The organism is Hydrocarboniphaga sp. (assembly GCF_028291725.1).
Taxonomy (GTDB): domain Bacteria; phylum Pseudomonadota; class Gammaproteobacteria; order Nevskiales; family Nevskiaceae; genus Hydrocarboniphaga.
The window spans coordinates 106,125-124,273 of the sequence record NZ_JAQGNT010000007.1; the positions used below are offsets into that span (position 1 = coordinate 106,125).

Consider the following 18,149-nt stretch of genomic DNA (forward strand, 5'->3'; position numbering starts at 1 on the left):
GCCTAGTAAACGCGCTTCTGCGGCGGCACGACCTGCATCTCGTCGTCCAGCGTGTTCATGTGTACCGGGCGGCCGTCGAGCTTCACTTCCGTTTCGCCGGTACGCCAGGCCAGGCTGTGCTTGAACCAGTTGACGTCGTCGCGATCCGGATGATCTTCGTGCGCATGGGCACCGCGCGATTCATGCCGTGCCGCAGCCGAGGACAGCGTAACCAGGGCCTGGCCGAGCAGGTTGTCGAGCTCCAGCGTCTCGACCAGATCGCTGTTCCAGATCAGCGAGCGATCCGAAACCTGTACGTCGTTGAACGAGACTATGGTCTGCTTGAGCTTGACCAGGCCTTCGTCCATCGACTCCTGCGTGCGGAACACCGCCGCATGGGTCTGCATGGTCTTCTGCATTTCGAGGCGGATGTCGGCGGTCTTGCGGCTGCCCTTGGCATTGCGCAGCTTGTCGAGACGGTCCAGGCACATGTCTTCGGAACTGCTTCCAATCGTGCTGTGCGGCGCGCCCTTCTTGACCACGGTGGCGGCGCGGTGCGCCGCGGCGCGGCCGAACACCACCAGGTCGAGCAGCGAGTTGCTGCCGAGACGATTGGCGCCATGCACCGACACGCAGGCGGCTTCGCCGACCGCCATCAGGCCCGGAATCACGCTGTCCGGATTGCCGTCGCGCAGCGTGACCACTTCGCCATAGAAGTTGGTCGGGATGCCGCCCATGTTGTAGTGCACCGTCGGCAGCACCGGGATCGGCTCCTTGGTGACGTCGACGCCGGCAAAAATCTTCGCCGTCTCGGAGATGCCGGGCAGACGCGCATGCAGCACTTCCGGGCCCAGATGCTCCAGATGCAGATGGATGTGGTCGGCCTCCGGGCCAACGCCGCGGCCTTCGCGGATCTCGACCGTCATCGAACGCGACACCACGTCGCGCGAGGCCAGATCCTTGCGGTTCGGCGCATAGCGCTCCATGAAGCGCTCGCCCTTGGAGTTGGTCAGATAACCGCCTTCTCCGCGCGCGCCTTCGGTGATCAAACAGCCCGAGCCGTAGATACCGGTCGGGTGGAACTGCACGAACTCCATGTCCTGCAGCGGTACGCCGGCGCGCAGCGCCATCGCATTGCCGTCGCCGGTGCAGGTGTGCGCCGAAGTCGCCGAGAAATACGCGCGGCCGTAGCCGCCGGTGGCGAGAATCACGCTCTGCGCGCGGAAGCGGTGCAGCTGGCCGGTGGCCATGTCCCAGGCCATCACGCCCTTGCACTCGCCCTTTTCCATGATCAGGTCGAGCGCGAAGTATTCGATATAGAACTGTGCCTGCGCCTTGAGGCTCTGCTGATACAGCGTATGCAGCATCGCGTGGCCAGTGCGGTCGGCGGCGGCGCAGGTGCGCTGCGCGGTGCCTTCGCCCCAATGCGTGGTCATGCCGCCGAACGGACGCTGGTAGATCTTGCCTTCCAGCGTGCGCGAGAACGGCAAGCCGTAATGCTCGAGTTCGATGATCGCCGGGATCGCTTCACGGCACATGTACTGAATGGCGTCCTGATCGCCGAGCCAGTCGGAACCCTTGACGGTGTCGTACATGTGCCAGCGCCAGTCGTCCTGGCCCATGTTGCCGAGCGCGGCGGAAATGCCGCCCTGCGCCGCCACCGTGTGCGAACGCGTCGGGAACACCTTGGTGATGTTGGCCGTCTTCAGGCCGACTTCGGCAAGGCCGAGCGTGGCGCGCAGGCCGGCACCGCCGGCGCCCACCACCACCACGTCGTATTCGTGATGGATGATTTCGTAACCGGGACGGGACTTCGGGAATTGAATGTCGGGTTGAGCCATGGTCTGTCTCTGGATTTTTTATTCAGGTGCGCTTTAGGACAGCGCGACCTTGAGCACGGCGAAGATGCAGGCGACGCCGAGGATCGCGAGGCCGAATTTGACGGCGACCAGCATCGTCAGCTTCCAGCCTTCGTGGCCGACGTAGTCTTCGATCACGGTTTGCACACCCAGCGCCGCGTGCCAGAACGCGATCGCCAGGAACAGCACCAGCGTCACCGCGAACGGCGGGTAATGCACCCACAGATAGGTGGCTTCGTAGCTGCCGCCAGCGAGACGCGCGACCGAGAACACGAACCACAGGGTCAGCGGGATCAGCGCCAGCGCGGTCAGGCGCTGCACCCAGAAGTGATGCACGCCGGACTTGGCGCTGCCGAGGCCGCGGGCGCGGGAAAGCGGGGAACGTAAGCTCATTGTCTATTGCTCCGGGGCAATCAGGCGGCGTAGGCCAGAATCCACACGGCGATGGTCAGCACCGCCGACACGATCACCACGGAATAGCCCGTCAGATACGCGGTCTTTAGATCCAGGCCGAAGCCCACATCCCATCCCAGGTGACGAACGCCATTGCACAGATGGAACAGCGTGCACCAGCTCCACAGGAACAGCAGCACCTGGCCGTACCAGGCGAGCATGTGGTGGGCGTAGCCTTCGTACCAATACGGCCCGGCGGCCAGCGAGATCAGCCAGCCGGCGATGAACAGCGAGCCGAGCGTGACCACAAGGCCGGTGAGACGATGCGTGATCGACAGCATCGACGTCAGCTGGGGCTTGTAGAAGGGCCCGATCATGAAAGGTGACAGCGGTCGATTCGTCGCCTTGCTGGCGACCGCCTTGTTCGTGCTCATTCCGACTCCCTTTGAGGTCCGGGACGTGAAAGCAGCCACGCGCTGTCGCGCGCAGGTGCTGCCACTTCCAAACTGAATTGTCGTTGATGCCGATGCTTAGAAATCGATGCAGCGCCCGTTCTTTTCCCAGTCGCCGTAACGCGTGGGCTCGGTCCCGTCTTTGCGACCGCCTATCTCGCGAACGGCCTCGATGCCGTCGTGCAAACTGGGAACCGACTTCGGCGGCTCCCAACCGGTCACTGCCACCGGTTTTGCAACGCGCTCCGCAGGCCGGGCCGGCACAGCCTGGGCTCTGGGATCGAAACGCACGATCGTCTCCGCTACCGGACTTGCCGTTTGGGACTGCTGAACCGAAGGATCGACGGAGCTGGACAAGTTGTGGACGGTCTGAAATACGTTCTTGAATTGCGTTCTTGGATAGCGCAACCGACATAGTGTGACAAAGTTAAGCAATCCAAGGCAATGCGGTGGCACCCGGGCACCCATCGCCTTTCCCGATCAAACCGCCCAGGAAAAGTAATCATCCATGTCTGGCACCCTGCTTTCCCGCTACAGCCTGGTCGATCTCGCGCCCGAGTGGGCGCTGCTGCGCGCCCAAGGCGCCGATGTCGACGCCTTCCTGCAGGGCCAGCTCGGCAATGATTTGCGCAAACTGACGCCAGCGTGCGCGCAGATCAGCAGCTACAGCAGCCCCAAGGGCCGGATGCTGGCGGCGATGACTTTGAGCCGCGCCGGCAACGATGCCGTCGATATCGAGTTGCCTCGGGGTCTGGCCGAGGCGATCACCAAACGGTTGCGCATGTTCGTACTGCGCTCCAAGCTGAAAATCGCGCCATCCCCGGACGCGCTGCTCGGTTTGCGCGGCGGCGGCGCGGACGCCGCCCTGGCGGCGGCCGGCCTGCCCGCGCCGCAGCAGCCGATGGAGGCGGCCGAGGCCGACGGTGTGCGCGTGCTGCGCCGTTTCGGCGTTCTGCCCCGCTACACGCTGCAGGCCCCACGTGAGCGGCTCGACGCCTTGCTCAGGGTCTGGGCCACGGCCGAACGCCTGGGCGCGGATGCCTGGCGGCTGGACGATGTGATCGCCGGCGTCACCACGGTGCTGCCGCAGACCCAGGACCACTTCGTCGCACAGATGGCGAATCTCGACCGCCTCGGCGGCATCAGTTTCGACAAGGGCTGCTACACCGGCCAGGAAATCGTCGCGCGGCTGCATTACCTCGGCCAGCTGAAGCGGCGCATGTTCCTGTGCCGCGGCACCGGTGCGCCGCCGGAGCCGGGCACGGCGGTGCACGACGGCGGAGAAGGCCAGGCGGTTGGCGAAGTGGCGCTGTCGGCGGCGGACGGCGCGGGCTTCGCGGCGGCGGTGGTGCTGCAGATCAGCCAGTCGCAATCGGCGACACTGCGGGTCGGCGATACCGCGTTGAGTGTGCCGCAGAGCTACGAGTACTGATCCGGGGCGGTCGTAGGTTGGGGTGAGCGCAGCGATCCCCAACATCAGCGCGGACGACTGTTGGGGATCGCTGCGCTCACCCCAACCTACGCCGCGGTTTACGGCTTCATGATCCAGGCCTGCATGAAGCCGGCGGCCTTCAGCTGCCCGCTCATGCCCTGCGCTTCCTCTTTGCTGGCCAGGCCCTGGATCTGCACGCGGTACCAGTTGCGACCCTTGACGTCTGCCGGCTGCACGACGCCGGGGAACCCGGCCTTCTTCAGCCGCGCCAGTTCCTTGTCGGCTGAGGCCTGGTCGGGGAACGAGGCCAGGTTCAAGGTCCAGGCGCCAGCGCGGGCGACAGCGGTTTCAGGCGGCGGCGCACGAACCACGGCGGGCTTTTCTGCCGGATTGGGCGTCGTCGGTGCCGGTTTGGCTGCCTTGTCCACTTTCGGCGCAGCAGCGGCCACGACCGCCGGCGCTGCGGCTTTCGGCGCCCCCCACATGCCGCGATCCAGCGCGAGATGTTCGCGCACCGCGATCCAGTCGTCCGGCTGCTGATCGCGCGGCTGCGGCGGAATGCCGGCGACCAGTCGATAGCAGGTGTCGGCCTGCAGCAGCTGCGCATCGTCGCGGCCGCCGCCGGCCAGGGCGAGTTCGCCTTCGGCCACGCAGATCGCGTTGATCTCGGTACCGAGCTCGAAGAAATACTCGCCGGTCGCCAGGCTGGCACGGTCGCTGTCCATGTAGACGAACAGCGGCCAGCTGATGTCGAGCGGCGGCTGCTTCCAGATCACGCGCAGAAAACCGCGGCGCAGCCGCAGCACCGTGCGCAGATCGTCGGCATAGCTGGCGAACGGCAGGCGCTCGACTTCGAGTTCGCTGCCCGGCCCCATCTCAAGAATGCCGTGACGCCCCAGATGCAGCGACAGGGACGAATCGGCGCCGACCTTGATCACGTCGTCGGCCAGGATCGCGGTATCGGCCTTCAGCAGCGGATGCTCCTTGCCGCGTGTCAGTTCGACACTGCCCTGCTGGCTGTCCAGCCGCAGCATCTGCGCGCCCGCGACTGCAGGCAGCAGCGCGATCAGCATCGTCAACAGAGCGGGTTCAGCAAAACGTTTCATGCGATCGGCGATAGCCTGGGACGCCAACAGTGTAGAGGCTCGACCACTGAACGGACTCAGGAGTTGGCGTGGGCCAGCAGCTCGTCGAACGGCCGGCCCTCGCCGATCACCGTGCCCTGCACCCAGTCGACGCCGATCGCGGCGAGCATCTGCAGCGCGCTGGCATCCTCGACATGCTCGGCGATCGTGCACAGACCCATGTCGTGGCCGATGCGGTTGATCGCCTCGACCATGCCTCGATCCACGGTGCTGCCCTGCATGTTGCGGACGAAGCTGCCGTCGATCTTGACGAACTGCACCGGCAGATTTTTCAAGTACGAGAACGAGGCCATGCCGGCGCCGAAATCGTCGAGCGCGAAGCGGCAACCGAGCTCGGCCAGGTGGCTGATGAAACGCACCGCCTCGGACAAATGCGAGATCGCGGAAGTCTCGGTGATCTCGAAGCAGATGCGTTCCGGAGCGACGCCGGTGCGCTCGATCGCGCGGACCACGTAGTTCAGGAACTGATCGTCCGACAGCGACATGCCGGAGACGTTGACCGCGTAAATGATGCCGTCGGCCGGCAAACTGGCGATACCGGCGAACGCAGTGCTGAGCACCCAGCGGTCTAGCGCGGCCATCAGGTAGTAGCGCTCGGCGGCGGCGATGAAGCCGCCCGGCTGCACCAGCCGGCCGTCGTCGCCGCGCATCCGCACCAGCAGCTCGCGGTAGCACACCTGGGTGGTCGCGGTGGTCGCAACCACGTCCTCGTAGAACAGCAGGAACAGGCCCTCGTCCAGCGCCTTGCCGATGCGCCCGACCATCGTCATCTCGGCATGCCGCGCACGGATTTCATCGTGGCCGTCGGACACCCAGCGCGCGCGATCACGGCCGCCGTCCTTGGCCGCGTAACAGGCGGCGTCGGCGTCGGCGAGCGTGCTGACGATGTCGCCGCTGCGGCGGTCGATTTCGACGACGCCGATGCTGACCGTGATCGCGTAGGTCTTGGCTTCCCACTGGAAGCGGAAGCCGCGTACTGCGGCCAGCAGCGTCTCGACCAGCGCACGCCCGGCCTCGCCTTCGAGATCCTTCAACAGTACGCCGTACTCGTCGCCGCCGAGCCGCGCGAGCGCATCGTCCGGGCGCAGATGCGCTCGCAGCAGCGTCGCCAGATCACGCAGCAGCTCGTCGCCGGCATAGTGGCCGAGGGTGTCGTTGATCACCTTGAACTGGTCGACGTCGATGTAGCACAGCATCTGCGGCGCGGCGCCGGCGCGCGCTTCGGTGAGCGCCGCCGACACGCGGCGCTCGAACTCGCCGCGATTGAACAGGCCGGTCAGCGCATCGTGCGAGCTGCGGTACTCGAGCTCGTCGGCGAGCAGCGTCTGTTCGGTGGTGTCTTCCAGCATCAGGATCACACCGCTGATCTCGCCATCGCCGATCAGCGGCGAATAGCTCAGACGCACGCGCAGACGGCGGCCGTCGCGGCTGAGCAGCTGATGCTCCTCGCCGCGCCGGATCGCATTGGGATCGCGCAGGCACAGCGATACCGGGCTGGTCTCGACCGCTCCGGCCGCGCCGATCAGGCGCAGCACGCTCTCGTGCCCCAGACCGATCGCCTGCGCGCGCGGCCAGCCGGTCAGCCGCTCGGCACTGCGATTGAACTCGACGATGCGGCCGTGGGTGTCGGTGACGATCAGGCTCTCGCTCATCAGCCGCAGGCTCGCGGCGAGCAGCGTCGCCGCCTGCGCGGCCAGGTTATCCGCCGGCAAGGCCTCGAGCCGCCATTCGGCGAGCACGAAGGCGGCCTCGCCGGACTGCCAGCGGCTCAGCATCAGCCGCGCCGGCAGCAGCGCGGTCGGTGTACGCAGCGGCACGGCGATCTCGTGCTTCTGACCATCGGCGAGCAGGGCGATCGTCTCATCGAATGCGGTTTCATCGGCTGCCTGCAGCAACACCGCGCCGGATTGGCCGAGCAGTTCCGGAGCGGGGCGTCCGCTCAGGCGCAGCAGCGTCGGGTTGATCTCGATCAGCCCCCCCTGGGCGTCGAGCACTGCGCCCGGTGTGGTCGAACTCAGCAGTGCCGTGCGATACGCCTCGGACGGCGGATCGCTGGGCCTGGCCTGCGGCTCGACGCGCTGGTAGAGGCCGGGCAGCGGAGCAACGCGCCTGAACAAATCGACATGCGCGGCCATCAGCTCGCCGCGGCCGACCAGCAACAGGCCGCCGGGCCGCAGCGCCGCACGGAAATGCTCCAGCGCGCTGCGCTGCACCGGCAGTTGCAGCGACCCGATCAGGTTGCGGCAATCGACCAGATCGAAGCCGCCGACCGGCAACTCCCTGGTCACGTCGCGGAGCCGGAATTCGCAGCGCGCCGCCAGCCGCGGAATCACCCGGCATTCGCCGTCGACAAAGCTCAGGTAGCGCTCGCGCAGATGCGCCGGCACCTGCTGCGCATCGCTGGCGCTGAAACCGCCACTGCCGGCGGCGGCGAGCATCTGCGCATCGATGTCGGTGCCGAGAATCTCGAAGCTTTCCGGTGCCTCCAGCGCCGCCTGCGCCTCGGCCAGCAGCATCGCGATCGAATAAACATCGCCGCCGCTGGCGCAGCAAGGCACCCAGATCCGCGGTGCCGGCGAAACATCGAGCAGATAGGGCAGCATCCGCGCCAGGCCCGCGTACGCCTCCGGATCGCGGAACAGCACGGTGTTCGACTCGAGGATTTCACGCGCCAGCGATTCGCACTCGTGGCGATCGTGGATCAGGCAGGCGACGTAGCCGTCGAGGTCCTCGATCTGCAGCGCGCGCATCCGCGATTGCAGATGGCGCAGCACGCTGGCGCGACGATAGTCGTCGAGCCGCAGGCCGGACACCGCGCGCAGCGACTCGACCACGCTGCCATACGCGGCGAGCGTCAGGCCCTCGTCAGCGGCGGCGATGTCGTGATCGGTCATTCGGGGTCCGGTGGGGGTCGGAGCAAACCTGCCGGCCATGCTAGCAGCCGCCATCGATCGCACCCTCGATCGGGTACGAATCAGCCACACCGGCAAGCCGGGATGACTGATGACTGCTAGGCCGCGCTAGCAACGGCGGTCTGATCTACGGGAACCATGCAGCCACAAAACAAGATCCCGGCAACACCGTGATCGATCAGCACAGGCGCCCGATTCGCGGAACTGTAGGAGCGGACCTTGTCCGCGATTGAGACTGCACCGGCACAATCGCGGTCAAGGACCGCTCCTACAGTTCCAACGGGGCCGCGCTAGGCTGCTTTGGCCAGATCCGCCAGCGCCAGTTCCAGGCGGCGCAGGCCCTCGGCCACGTCGGCCTCGCTGATGTTCAGCGGCGGCGCCAGCCGCAGCACGTCGGGGCCGGCCACCAGGGTCCACAGGCCATGGCGCATCGCCGCGTTGACGATGTCCTTGGCGCGGCCTTTCCAGGCGTCCGCCAGCGGCACGCCGATCAGCAGGCCGATGCCGCGGCTGCCGGTGGTGATGCGGTATTCACTGGCGAGTTTGCCCAGGCTTTCACGCAGCTGCGCCGAGCGCGCCGCGACGTTCTGCAGGATCGCCGGGCTGGACACTTCTTCCAGCGCCGCGAGCGCGACCGCGCAGGCCAACGCGTTGCCGCCGTAGGTCGAGCCGTGCGTACCAAACGCCAGGCTCGCTGCGGCCTCCTGGGTCGCCAGCATCGCGCCGATCGGGAAACCACCGCCCAGGCCCTTGGCAGTAGTCAGCACGTCGGGCGTCACGCCCATCTGCTGATACGCGTACAGCGTGCCCGAGCGGCCATTGCCGGTCTGCACTTCGTCGAAGATCAGCAGCGCACCGACGCGGTCGCAAAGCTTGCGCGCCAGCGCCAGGAACTCCGGCGTCGCCGGCAGGATGCCGCCCTCGCCCTGGATCGGCTCCAGCACCACCGCGCAGGTCTGCTCGCCGACCGCGGCTTCCAGCGCCGCCAGATCGTTGAACGGCAGATGGGTGATACCGCCCGGCAGCGGCTCGAAGCCCTGCGTGTACTTGGCCTGGCCGCCGACACTGACGGTGAACAAGGTGCGGCCGTGGAAGGCGTTGAAGAACGAGATGATCTGGTTCTTGTGCGCTCCATACTTGATCGCCGCATGCTTGCGCGCCAGCTTGAACGCAGCCTCATTGGCCTCGGCGCCGGAGTTGCAGAAGAACACGCGGTCGGCAAACGTCAGCTCGACCAGCTTGCTCGCCAGCTTCAGCGCCGGCTCGTTGGTCATCACGTTCGACAGATGCCAGAGCTTGCCGGCCTGATCGGTCAGCGCAGCGACCAGCTTCGGGTGGCAGTGGCCGAGGCCGGTGACCGCGATACCGCAGGCGAAATCCAGGTATTCGCGGCCCTGCTGATCCCAGATTCGCGAGCCGAGTCCACGCACCGGGATGATGTCGGACGGCGCGTAATTGGGGACCATGACCTCGTCGAAGGTCTTGCGAGTGACCTGCATTGTGAATACCTCGGATAGCGGCTACCGCATGGCGCAGAAGGATGCGCCGGGCCTTTACTGCCTGGGCAGTCAAAATACGAATGGCCCGCGCCGCGGGCCATTGATCGTTTTGATGCCCGTCTATAGTAACAAGCGCTGTCACGCGGGCCAATCCATGCCGACGCCGGGTGGCCTAGATTCCGGCAGCGTTTTCGCAGACCCCACGGAGTCCACATGGTTTTCGAAGAACTGATGCAGCTGCAGCAGCCCGACGGCGACGGCTGGACCGCGACCGTCAGCGACGACTGGCTGCAGGGCCGCAGCGCTTTCGGCGGCCTGCAGGCCAGCTTCGCGGTGAAGGCGATGCGCGCCCTGGTCGCCGACCAGCCGCTGCGCGTGCTGCAGGTGACGTTTCTGGCGCCGGTGCCGGCCGGGCAGCTTCGGGTGCAGGCCAGGCTGCTGCGCGCCGGCAAGAACGCGACGCATGTCGAGGCACGCCTGTACGACGGCGAGCAGACGCTGTGCGTGGTGATCGGCATCTTCGGCGTGACGCGCGAGTCGAGCATCAAGATCCGCCCCGAGCAGGCCGCGGTCATCTTCGACAGGAAGCCGTTGGTGCTGCCGTTCATCCCGGGCATCACGCCGGCATTCCTGCAGCACTTCGACATGCGCTGGCTGCGCGGCAACCTGCCCTTCACTGGCGCGGCTCGCGCCGAAGCGGTGATCGAAGTTAGCTTCAAGCAGGCCGGCACGATGAGCGAACTGCATCTGCCGAGCCTCGCCGACGCGATCCCGCCGCTGGCGATCACGCTGCTGAAGAAACCGGCGCCGGCCAGCTCGATGACCTGGATGCTGGAGTTGCTGGCCGAGCGCTACGATCACCTGCCGCTGCAGGGCTGGCGCGTCGACGCCGAAGTCCTCAGCGCCGCGGACGGCTACACCAGCCAGACCGCGATGATCTGGGCTCCCGACGGCTCGCCAGCGATGCTGAGCCGGCAGAACATGGTGGTGTTTGGCTGAGGGCGCGCTTGCGTCCCTCCCTCGATACGCGGCTGCGCCGCTACTCGGGACGAACGGAGAGTGATGAGTCGTCCCTGGCCATGATCGCGGAATGACCACCATCAAACCGAGAACCACACCCCGTTCCTCCCGAGTAGTCCCGCAAGCCGAGACGTATCGCGGGACGGACCGCACAAAACCCTCACCACAGCGGCCCACCCGAATTGCGCTCGACCTCGACCGCGGTCAGCGGCCGCGCGTCGTTGCCCCAGGACTGGCGCACATAGCTCAGCACGTCGGCGATTTCCTGCTTGCTCAGCGCAGCCGAGAACGGCGGCATGCCGAAGGGCCGCGGGTTGCCCGGCGTGCCGGGTGTGTAGCCGCCGAATAGCACGATGCGGATCGGGTTCACCGCCGAGTCCATCGTCAGCGCCCGATTGCCGGCCAGGGCCGGTGCCGCCGGAAACCGGCCCTCGCCGTTGTCGCCATGGCACTGCGCGCAGTGCCGGGTATAGATCGACGCGCCGCTCGCTTTGACTTTCGGCCAATCACTGGCGAGCACATGGGGCAGGGTTTCCGGTTCCGGGCGGGCGGTGAGCGGCAACGACTTCAGGTACGTCGCCATCGCCCGGATGTCCGCGGTGCTGCCGTGCTGCAGGCTTTCGTAAACCACTTCGGCCATCGGACCCATCGCCGAGCCGCGCGCTGACTTGCCGCTGGCCAGCAGATCGACGATGTCCTGCGCCGCCCAGTCCTGCACACCGGCTTCGCCGGCCGCGCTGAGCACCGGCGCATACCAGTCGAGCACCAGGCCCCCGGCTGGATTGTTGCGCGTTTGCACGCCGCCGAGCGCGTTGCGCGCTTCGTGGCAGGCACTGCAATGCGCCAGGCCCTGCACCAGGTAGGCACCGCGATTCCACTCGGTGCTCTGCCCGCTTTCGGGCTGGAACACCGCGGCGCGGAAGAACAGCGCACGCCAGCCCACGAGCATCACGCGCCATGAGTACGGAAAACTCAGATCGTGGCGGCGCGAGGCCTGATGCACGGCCGGTACGCTGCGCAGGTAGGCATAGATCGCGTCGCTGTCGTCGCGCGTCATCCGCGTGTAGTTGGTATACGGAAACACCGGATACAGCAGCTTGCCGTCGCGCGCGCGGCCTTCGTGCAGCGCGTTCCAGAAATCCTCCGCGCTCCAGCGGCCGATTCCGGTCTCATTGTCGGGCGTGATGTTCGGTGAATAGAAGCGGCCGAAGGGCGTCGGGATCGCGCGGCCACCGGCGTAGTCGGCGCTGCCCTGCGCGGTATGACAGGCGCGGCAGTCACCGAGCTGCGCCAGGTAGCGCCCACGCTCGACCGGATCTTGCGCGGTCATCACCACTGGACTGGTGCCGGCGACCGCATGATCGTGACGCAGGCCCAGCCACAGCACCGCGCCGGCCGCCAGCGCGGCGATCCCCACTACGATCATGACCAGGCCGAAGATGGCTTTCCTGATCATGAGGCTCGCTCAACGGCCGGCATCAGGCCGCCGCATGCTAGCGGCGGCGGTGCCGCGAACGCCGTCGCCGGGTGCGTATCAGCCGGCATCGGCTGCGCGGCCAGCCAGGCGGCGACAGCAGCGACGTCCTCGGGGCTGAGGCGCTCGGCGATCTGCGCCATGCAATCCGGTGCCTGCGCGCGACGGATATGTTCGCGCCAGGAGCCGAGCTGCGCGGCGATGTAGTCGTAGGGCAGGCCGAGCAAGCCCGGCACCGCGGGCGCGACGCCGCTGAGCCGCTCGCCGTGGCAGGACTGGCAGGCCGGCAGCCCATGGGCCGCGTCGCCGAGCCGCGCGAGCTTCATACCGCGCTCGAGGATAGTCGGCGCCGCGCGCGGCGGTTTCGGCGGCGGATATGGCAGGTCCTGCCCGGAGAAATGCCGGGCGATCTCCATCAGGTAATCGTCACTCTGGCGCTGCACCAGGTACGTCATCTGCGCGTTGACGCGGCGGTTGTCGCGGAAATTCAGCAGCTGGTTGTAGAGATAGCCGGCCGGTTTGCCGGCGATGCGCGGGTAATAGCCGTCGCGTGCCGCGCGGCCTTCGGCACCGTGGCAGGCCGCGCAAGGCAGCACCCGCTGCTGGATGCTGTCGAGCGCAGGCGGCACCGGCTGCGCCGATACGTCGGCGCCCAGTGCAAGCATCGCGGCGAACAGGATCATGCGCTTCATGCTGCCACCGCGAAGTGCATGATCACGCGCACGATCGCCAGCAGCAACAGCACGAACAGGCCGGTCATCAGCAGCGCGACGACGACGAATGCCAGCGGATTGCCGCTGGAGAAATCACGCTTTCTCGCCTTGGAACTCTGCACACCGAAAAACGCGGCGAGCACGCTGGACACGGTCTGCCAGAAGCTGATGCGCGGTGGCTTGGGGTCTTTATCGTGGGGAGTCATGCGCGGCCTGCGACCTGGTACTCGACAAGGTGATGGAAGGCTCGCCGGCAGCTCACGGGGCTCATGCTAACCTGCGCTAAATAGGAATCCACATAAGAATCCTCAGGATGAGTTCGATGACGCGCGACGGCCATATCCTCGCCACCATCGGCAACACGCCGCTGGTGGAACTCAGGCAGCTCGACACCGGCCTGTGCCGGCTGTTCGTCAAGCTGGAAAATCAAAACCCGACCGGCTCGATCAAGGATCGCATCGGCCTGTCGATGATCGAAGCCGCGGAGAAGAGCGGCCAGATCAAACCCGGCGGCACTTTGATCGAGGCCACCGCCGGCAACACCGGCCTGGGCCTCGCACTGGTCGCCGCGCAGAAAGGCTATCAACTGGTGCTGGTGATCCCCGACAAGATGTCGCAGGAGAAAATCCTGCACCTGCGCGCGCTCGGCGCGGACACGCGGATCACGCGCAGCGATGTCGGCAAGGGCCACCCCGAGTATTACCAGGACATCGCGGAACGGCTCAGCCACGAGATCCCGAACAGTTTTTACGTCAACCAGTTCGCCAACCCGGCCAACCCCTTTGCGCACGAGGCGACCACCGGCCCGGAGATCTGGGCGCAGACCGGGCATATGTGCGACGCGGTCGTGGTCGGCGTCGGCTCCGGCGGCACGCTCACGGGCCTGTCGCGCTACTTCGCACGCGTCGCGCCGCACCTGGAGATGGTGCTGGCCGACCCCAAGGGCTCGATCCTGGCGCCGCTGATCAACACCGGCAAATTGATCACGCCGGGCAGCTGGCTGGTCGAGGGCATCGGCGAGGATTTCATTCCGCCGAACTGCGAGCTCGACTACGTGAAGAAGGCCTACGAAGTCACCGACGCGGAAAGCTTCCATGCCGCGCGCCAGCTGCTGGGCCGCGAAGGCATCCTCGGCGGCTCGTCCACCGGCACCCTGCTCGCCGCGGCGCTGCGCTACTGCCGCGAACAGACCGCGCCCAAGCGCGTCGTCACTTTCGTCTGCGACAGCGGCAACAAGTATCTGACGAAGATGTACAACGACTTCTGGATGTTCGAGCAGGGCCTGCTCGAGCGGCCCAAACAGGGCAACCTGCTCGATCTGATCGTGCGCCGCTATGCCGAGGGCAGCGTCGCCACGCTGGTGCCGGGCGACACGCTGCTGCAGGCCTATCGGCGCATGAAGCTGTTCGACGTCTCGCAGCTGCCGGTGATGGCGGGCGAGCGCGTCGCCGGCATCCTCGACGAGTCCGACCTGCTGTTTCATGTGCAGGCCGATCCGGCGCGTTTTCAGGACCCGGTGTCGACGGCGATGGTCGCCAAGGTCGAGACCATCGCCAGCGATGCGCCGGTGTCGGCGCTGGTGCCGATCTTCAAGCGCGACCGTGTCGCGATCGTCGAGGACCAGGGCAGGTTCGTCGGCCTGATCACCAAGATCGATCTGCTGAATTATTTGCGCAAGCAGTTGTGAGCCGTGCGGGATAGCAAGGCACAGACGCATGCGGTCGAACTCCGTCGTCGGATGACGGACGCAGAGCAGCGGCTGTGGCGGCATCTCAAGTTGCGGCAGCTGCTTGGTTTCAAGTTCAGAAGACAAGTGCCTGTCGGAGCTTACATCGCCGACTTTGCCTGCCTGGAAGCGATGCTGATCGTCGAGCTTGATGGGGGCCAGCACCTCGACAATGCGCACGATGAAATGCGCACGCAGTACCTTCAGGCGCGAGGATTCAGGGTACTGCGTTTCTGGAACGATCAGGTTTTCAAGGAGACCAACGCGGTACTCGAAGTGATCGCCGCGTCCCTGCGCCCCCATCCCGGCCTTCCCCCGCAAGCGGGGGAAGGAGACCAGCAAAGCCCGATGTCCCCATCTGCCCAGTCCCCTCCCCCGCCTGCGGGGGAGGGCTAGGGTGGGGGCGCGACGACCCAACCGAACTACAAAATGAAAAAACACTTCGCCACCCGAACCATCCACGCCGGCCAGTCGCCCGATCCCTCGACCGGCGCGATCATGCCGCCGATCTACGCGACCTCCACCTACGTGCAGGAAAGCCCCGGCGTGCACAAGGGCTATGAGTATTCGCGCTCGCAGAATCCGACGCGCTTCGCCTACGAGCGCTGCGTCGCCGACCTGGAGAGCGGCACGCGCGGCTATGCCTTCGCATCCGGGCTCGCGGCGACGTCGACGATTCTCGATCTGCTCGAACCCGGCGCGCATGTGATCGCCAGCGACGATATGTACGGCGGCAGCTATCGTCTGTTCGCGCGGGTGCGCGCCCGCTCGGCCGGGCTGGAGTTCAGCTATGTCGACATGCGCGACGCCCGCAACGTCGAAGCCGCGATCCGGCCGAACACGAAAATGATCTGGGTCGAGACGCCGACCAACCCGATGATGCGGCTCGCCGACCTGGCGGCAATCGCGGCCATCGCGAAACGGCACGGCATTCTCGCGGCGGCGGACAACACCTTCGCCAGCCCTTATCTGCAGCGTCCGCTGGAGCTGGGCTTCGGCCTGGTGATGCATTCCGCGACCAAGTACTTGAACGGCCATTCCGACATGGTCGGCGGCGTTGCAGTCGTGGGTGATGACACCGAACTCGCCGAACGGCTGGCGTTCCTGCAGAACGCGGTCGGCGCCATCGCCGGGCCGTTCGATTCGTTCCTCGCGCTGCGCGGCGTCAAGACACTGGCGATCCGCATGCAGCGGCACTGCGAGAATGCGCTGGCGCTCGCGGCCTGGCTGGAGGCGCATCCCAAGGTTGCGCGCGTCCACTATCCCGGCCTTGCGTCGCATCCCCAGCACGAACTCGCGCGGCGGCAGATGAGCAGCGGTTACGGCGGCATGATTTCGATCGATCTCAAGGGAGCCTTGCCGGAGGCGCGGCGTTTTCTGGAACGCTGCGAGCTGTTCGCGCTCGCCGAAAGTCTCGGCGGCGTCGAGAGCCTGATCGAGCATCCGGCGATCATGACCCACGCGACGATCCCGCCGGAGACGCGCGCGCAGCTCGGCATCAGCGACACGCTGTGCCGGCTGTCGGTGGGCATCGAAGACGTCGAGGATCTCAAGGCCGATCTCGATCGGGCCTTGAGCTAAAACCGTAAGGCTTAGCTTTTCTCGGCGTCGCGCTTGGCCTTCATCGCGGCCATCGCCGAGACGATTTCGCCCTTGGTCAAGTAGCCGTCCTTGTCCGCGTCGATCTCGGAGAAGTGCTCGGACACACGCGGCATGCCGGCCTTGGCCTCGTCCGGGCTCAGCTTGCCGTCGTGATTCGCGTCGGCCGCCTCGAATTTCTGTTGCAGCATGGCCATGGCTTTCTCGGCCTTGTCGCTGCCCGTCGCATCCTGTGCGTTCGCGGCGGTGGCCGCGACAGCGCAGCAGGCCAACATCGTCAACATCACTCGGCGCTTCATCGGCTTGGGCATCCTGATCTCCTGGTAGTTGGGCCCGCGGGTTCCGAGCCGGGCCGCGACAGCCTACTAGGCCCCGGCCAGTGGAAGATTGCGATTTCTCACTAATTTGTTGCATGGCGTTACGCGCGGTGGCTCACATCACCCGTGACGCCAGCGCCGGGTGCTGCTCGATCGCGTCCTCGATGATCTCCAGCGAATGCTGGCAGTCATCGCGACTCGACGCGCCGCCCAGGCATACGCGTACCGCCTCCGGTGCACCGCCGCTGACGGTGAACGTGTCCGACACCACGACGCCGACGCCATGCGAACGCAGGTGCGCAGCGAACTCGATGCGGTTCCAGGGCTGGGGCACGCTCAGCCACAGGTGGAACGCTTCCGGATGCGCCACGTACTGCGCCTGCCGCAGCACGCGCCGCGCGATGTTCTGGCGCAGCTTCGATTCCTCGCGGATCGCGGTCGTCGACGCGACGACGGTACCGTCGTCGATCCAGCGCGTCGCCAGTGCCACCGACAGCGGCGAGGCCATCACCGAGGTGGTGCGCAAGGTCGCCTGCACGCGCGCCGTGTAGCGCACGTTGGGCGTGCACAGGTAGGCGATGCGCAGGCCGGCGCCCAGGTGCTTGGCGAAGCCGGTGATATAGAACGTCAGCTCGGGCGCCAGCGTCGCCAGCGGCGGCGGACTTTGCGCCGGCAAAAAACCATAGGCATCGTCCTCGATGATCGGCACCGCGTGTCGCCGCGCGATCTCGGTGATCGCCTGGCGGCGCTGCAGCGACATCGTCGCCGTGGTCGGGTTCAGCAGGGTCGGATTGCAATACAGCGCCTTGGGCGGATCGGCCGCGCACAACGCGCCGAAAGCTTCGGGATCGATGCCCTCGTCGTCGATCGGCAGGCCGATCAGGCGGATGCCGAGATGCGCGGCGATGCCCTTGATGCCGGGATAGGTGACGGCCTCGCAGGCGATCGCATCGCCGGCGCGTGCCAGCACCGTGAACAGCGCCAGCAGCGCGCCCTGCACGCCCGGGCACACCAGCACGCGCTGCGTCGCCAGACCCGGCAGCCGCGGCGCCAGCCAGCGCACACCGGCCGCGCGGTCATCAAAGCTGCCGCCGAATTCCTGGTAACGCAGCAGATCGTAGGGATCGACGCGCTGCAGGCTGGCAATGCCGTCGCGAAACCGCTCGAGTAGGGCCGGATCGCCAGGCTCCGGCGGCATGTTCATCGTCATGTCGATCAACGAGGCCGCCAAGGGGCGCTTCACCGGATCGGCGCGCACTGCCTCGCGTACCACGGTGCCGACGCCGGGCCGCGAGTCGATCAGCCCGCGGCGCTGCGCCTCGGCATAACCGCGCGCGGCGGTGGTGAAGTTCAGATCCAGCGCCGCCGCGAGCACCCGCAGGGTCGGCAGCTTCTGGTTGGCGGTCAGTTGCCCGGACTGGATGTCGGCCGCGATCGCATCGGCGATCACCCTATACGCCGGCCCCTCGTTGCGGCGCAGCGCAGCGGCCCAGCGGCTGGTGTGATTCGACACGAGGATCTCCGATCAACTGAAACAGCTATCCGATCAATGTCGGCATTATGCATCAGACCATGCGAACAATGCACCAGCCTGAGACAATTTGCCCCAGCCTGGAGCAGCGCCGGGCT

18 protein-coding genes are annotated in these 18,149 nt (G+C 66.5%); 6 read left to right on the top strand and 12 right to left on the bottom strand.

The features are described from left to right. Positions 1 to 2 precede the first annotated feature (2 nt). The 4 genes from sdhA to JWQ90_RS02025 form a co-directional block, all read right to left on the bottom strand. Entirely contained in the window at positions 3 to 1,820 is a 1,818-nt protein-coding gene (gene sdhA, locus JWQ90_RS02010) for a succinate dehydrogenase flavoprotein subunit (protein ID WP_299688577.1), read from the bottom strand. 33 nt (positions 1,821 to 1,853) lie between these two features. After that, positions 1,854 to 2,231, bottom strand: a complete 378-nt coding sequence (gene sdhD, locus JWQ90_RS02015) for a succinate dehydrogenase, hydrophobic membrane anchor protein (RefSeq protein ID WP_299688580.1) — start codon at positions 2,229 to 2,231, stop codon at positions 1,854 to 1,856. 20 nt (positions 2,232 to 2,251) lie between these two features. After that, positions 2,252 to 2,665, bottom strand: coding sequence for a succinate dehydrogenase, cytochrome b556 subunit (sdhC, locus tag JWQ90_RS02020; RefSeq protein ID WP_299688583.1), 414 nt, complete (start codon positions 2,663 to 2,665; stop codon positions 2,252 to 2,254). 96 nt (positions 2,666 to 2,761) lie between these two features. Further along, positions 2,762 to 2,905 (bottom strand): DUF1674 domain-containing protein, encoded by a 144-nt coding sequence (locus tag JWQ90_RS02025; protein ID WP_366919412.1) that lies wholly within the window; start codon positions 2,903 to 2,905, stop codon positions 2,762 to 2,764. A 286-nt stretch (positions 2,906 to 3,191) separates the two neighbouring features. Here JWQ90_RS02025 and JWQ90_RS02030 point away from each other — a divergent pair, with 286 nt between their 5' ends. Further along, positions 3,192 to 4,115 (top strand): hypothetical protein, encoded by a 924-nt coding sequence (locus tag JWQ90_RS02030; RefSeq protein WP_299688589.1) that lies wholly within the window; start codon positions 3,192 to 3,194, stop codon positions 4,113 to 4,115. Positions 4,116 to 4,213: 98 nt separating this feature from the next. Here the strand turns inward: JWQ90_RS02030 and JWQ90_RS02035 are convergent, their stop codons facing one another. The 3 genes from JWQ90_RS02035 to JWQ90_RS02045 all read right to left on the bottom strand — a co-directional run bounded on the left by JWQ90_RS02035 (position 4,214) and on the right by JWQ90_RS02045 (position 9,671). Then, positions 4,214 to 5,221, bottom strand: a complete 1,008-nt coding sequence (locus tag JWQ90_RS02035; protein WP_299688593.1) for an SPOR domain-containing protein — start codon at positions 5,219 to 5,221, stop codon at positions 4,214 to 4,216. 56 nt (positions 5,222 to 5,277) lie between these two features. After that, positions 5,278 to 8,154 carry an EAL domain-containing protein gene (locus JWQ90_RS02040; RefSeq protein ID WP_299688596.1) on the bottom strand — a complete coding sequence of 959 codons (2,877 nt, stop codon included), beginning with the start codon at positions 8,152 to 8,154 and terminating at the stop codon, positions 5,278 to 5,280. Between the two features lie 308 nt (positions 8,155 to 8,462). Beyond that, positions 8,463 to 9,671, bottom strand: a complete 1,209-nt coding sequence (locus JWQ90_RS02045; RefSeq protein WP_299688599.1) for an acetylornithine/succinyldiaminopimelate transaminase — start codon at positions 9,669 to 9,671, stop codon at positions 8,463 to 8,465. A gap of 213 nt (positions 9,672 to 9,884) precedes the next feature. Between JWQ90_RS02045 and JWQ90_RS02050 the strand changes: the two genes are divergently transcribed. Further along, positions 9,885 to 10,670 (top strand): thioesterase family protein, encoded by a 786-nt coding sequence (locus JWQ90_RS02050; RefSeq protein WP_299688602.1) that lies wholly within the window; start codon positions 9,885 to 9,887, stop codon positions 10,668 to 10,670. 181 nt (positions 10,671 to 10,851) lie between these two features. Here the strand turns inward: JWQ90_RS02050 and JWQ90_RS02055 are convergent, their stop codons facing one another. Genes JWQ90_RS02055 through JWQ90_RS02065 form a run of 3 tightly spaced genes read right to left on the bottom strand, consistent with a single transcriptional unit; the run spans position 10,852 to position 13,084 of the window. After that, entirely contained in the window at positions 10,852 to 12,147 is a 1,296-nt protein-coding gene (locus JWQ90_RS02055) for a cytochrome c (protein WP_299688605.1), read from the bottom strand. After that, positions 12,144 to 12,857, bottom strand: coding sequence for a c-type cytochrome (locus JWQ90_RS02060; protein WP_299688607.1), 714 nt, complete (start codon positions 12,855 to 12,857; stop codon positions 12,144 to 12,146). Before JWQ90_RS02060 ends, JWQ90_RS02055 begins: the two co-directional genes overlap by 4 nt. Beyond that, complete coding sequence (locus JWQ90_RS02065; RefSeq protein ID WP_299688608.1) at positions 12,854 to 13,084, bottom strand: DUF2970 domain-containing protein; 231 nt, start codon at positions 13,082 to 13,084, stop codon at positions 12,854 to 12,856. Before JWQ90_RS02065 ends, JWQ90_RS02060 begins: the two co-directional genes overlap by 4 nt. Before the next feature lie 116 nt (positions 13,085 to 13,200). Here JWQ90_RS02065 and JWQ90_RS02070 point away from each other — a divergent pair, with 116 nt between their 5' ends. From JWQ90_RS02070 to JWQ90_RS02080, 3 genes are read left to right on the top strand one after another with little or no spacing between them, the layout of a single operon-like run. Then, on the top strand, positions 13,201 to 14,565 hold the full coding sequence (locus JWQ90_RS02070; protein WP_366919413.1) for a pyridoxal-phosphate dependent enzyme: 1,365 nt from the start codon (positions 13,201 to 13,203) through the stop codon (positions 14,563 to 14,565). A 3-nt stretch (positions 14,566 to 14,568) separates the two neighbouring features. Further along, entirely contained in the window at positions 14,569 to 15,000 is a 432-nt protein-coding gene (locus tag JWQ90_RS02075) for a DUF559 domain-containing protein (protein WP_299688610.1), read from the top strand. Positions 15,001 to 15,033: 33 nt separating this feature from the next. Beyond that, positions 15,034 to 16,185: a cystathionine gamma-synthase gene (locus tag JWQ90_RS02080; RefSeq protein ID WP_299688612.1), complete on the top strand. Its 1,152-nt coding sequence runs from the start codon at positions 15,034 to 15,036 to the stop codon at positions 16,183 to 16,185. Positions 16,186 to 16,196: 11 nt separating this feature from the next. Here JWQ90_RS02080 and JWQ90_RS02085 read toward each other — a convergent pair whose 3' ends face one another. Beyond that, entirely contained in the window at positions 16,197 to 16,400 is a 204-nt protein-coding gene (locus tag JWQ90_RS02085) for a hypothetical protein (RefSeq protein ID WP_299688614.1), read from the bottom strand. Between JWQ90_RS02085 and JWQ90_RS02090 the strand changes: the two genes are divergently transcribed. Further along, on the top strand, positions 16,399 to 16,530 hold the full coding sequence (locus JWQ90_RS02090) for a hypothetical protein (protein WP_299688616.1): 132 nt from the start codon (positions 16,399 to 16,401) through the stop codon (positions 16,528 to 16,530). The genes JWQ90_RS02085 and JWQ90_RS02090 overlap by 2 nt on opposite strands. 105 nt (positions 16,531 to 16,635) lie before the next feature. On the opposite strand, the gene JWQ90_RS02095 is transcribed toward JWQ90_RS02090, so the two are convergent. Continuing rightward, positions 16,636 to 18,033, bottom strand: a complete 1,398-nt coding sequence (locus JWQ90_RS02095; RefSeq protein ID WP_299688618.1) for a PLP-dependent aminotransferase family protein — start codon at positions 18,031 to 18,033, stop codon at positions 16,636 to 16,638. Positions 18,034 to 18,149: the final 116 nt, after the last annotated feature.

What these genes read in the sequence shown, in the direction of transcription:
- sdhA (WP_299688577.1), bottom strand. Translation starts at nt 1,820, where the DNA reads ATGGCTCAACCCGACATTCAATTCCCGAAGTCCCGTCCCGGTTACGAA.
- sdhD (WP_299688580.1), bottom strand. Translation starts at nt 2,231, where the DNA reads ATGAGCTTACGTTCCCCGCTTTCCCGCGCCCGCGGCCTCGGCAGCGCC.
- sdhC (WP_299688583.1), bottom strand. Translation starts at nt 2,665, where the DNA reads ATGAGCACGAACAAGGCGGTCGCCAGCAAGGCGACGAATCGACCGCTG.
- JWQ90_RS02030 (WP_299688589.1), top strand. Translation starts at nt 3,192, where the DNA reads ATGTCTGGCACCCTGCTTTCCCGCTACAGCCTGGTCGATCTCGCGCCC.
- JWQ90_RS02035 (WP_299688593.1), bottom strand. Translation starts at nt 5,221, where the DNA reads ATGAAACGTTTTGCTGAACCCGCTCTGTTGACGATGCTGATCGCGCTG.
- JWQ90_RS02040 (WP_299688596.1), bottom strand. Translation starts at nt 8,154, where the DNA reads ATGACCGATCACGACATCGCCGCCGCTGACGAGGGCCTGACGCTCGCC.
- JWQ90_RS02045 (WP_299688599.1), bottom strand. Translation starts at nt 9,671, where the DNA reads ATGCAGGTCACTCGCAAGACCTTCGACGAGGTCATGGTCCCCAATTAC.
- JWQ90_RS02050 (WP_299688602.1), top strand. Translation starts at nt 9,885, where the DNA reads ATGGTTTTCGAAGAACTGATGCAGCTGCAGCAGCCCGACGGCGACGGC.
- JWQ90_RS02055 (WP_299688605.1), bottom strand. Translation starts at nt 12,147, where the DNA reads ATGATCAGGAAAGCCATCTTCGGCCTGGTCATGATCGTAGTGGGGATC.
- JWQ90_RS02060 (WP_299688607.1), bottom strand. Translation starts at nt 12,857, where the DNA reads ATGAAGCGCATGATCCTGTTCGCCGCGATGCTTGCACTGGGCGCCGAC.
- JWQ90_RS02065 (WP_299688608.1), bottom strand. Translation starts at nt 13,084, where the DNA reads ATGACTCCCCACGATAAAGACCCCAAGCCACCGCGCATCAGCTTCTGG.
- JWQ90_RS02070 (WP_366919413.1), top strand. Translation starts at nt 13,201, where the DNA reads ATGACGCGCGACGGCCATATCCTCGCCACCATCGGCAACACGCCGCTG.
- JWQ90_RS02080 (WP_299688612.1), top strand. Translation starts at nt 15,034, where the DNA reads ATGAAAAAACACTTCGCCACCCGAACCATCCACGCCGGCCAGTCGCCC.
- JWQ90_RS02090 (WP_299688616.1), top strand. Translation starts at nt 16,399, where the DNA reads ATGGCTTTCTCGGCCTTGTCGCTGCCCGTCGCATCCTGTGCGTTCGCG.
- JWQ90_RS02085 (WP_299688614.1), bottom strand. Translation starts at nt 16,400, where the DNA reads ATGGCCATGCTGCAACAGAAATTCGAGGCGGCCGACGCGAATCACGAC.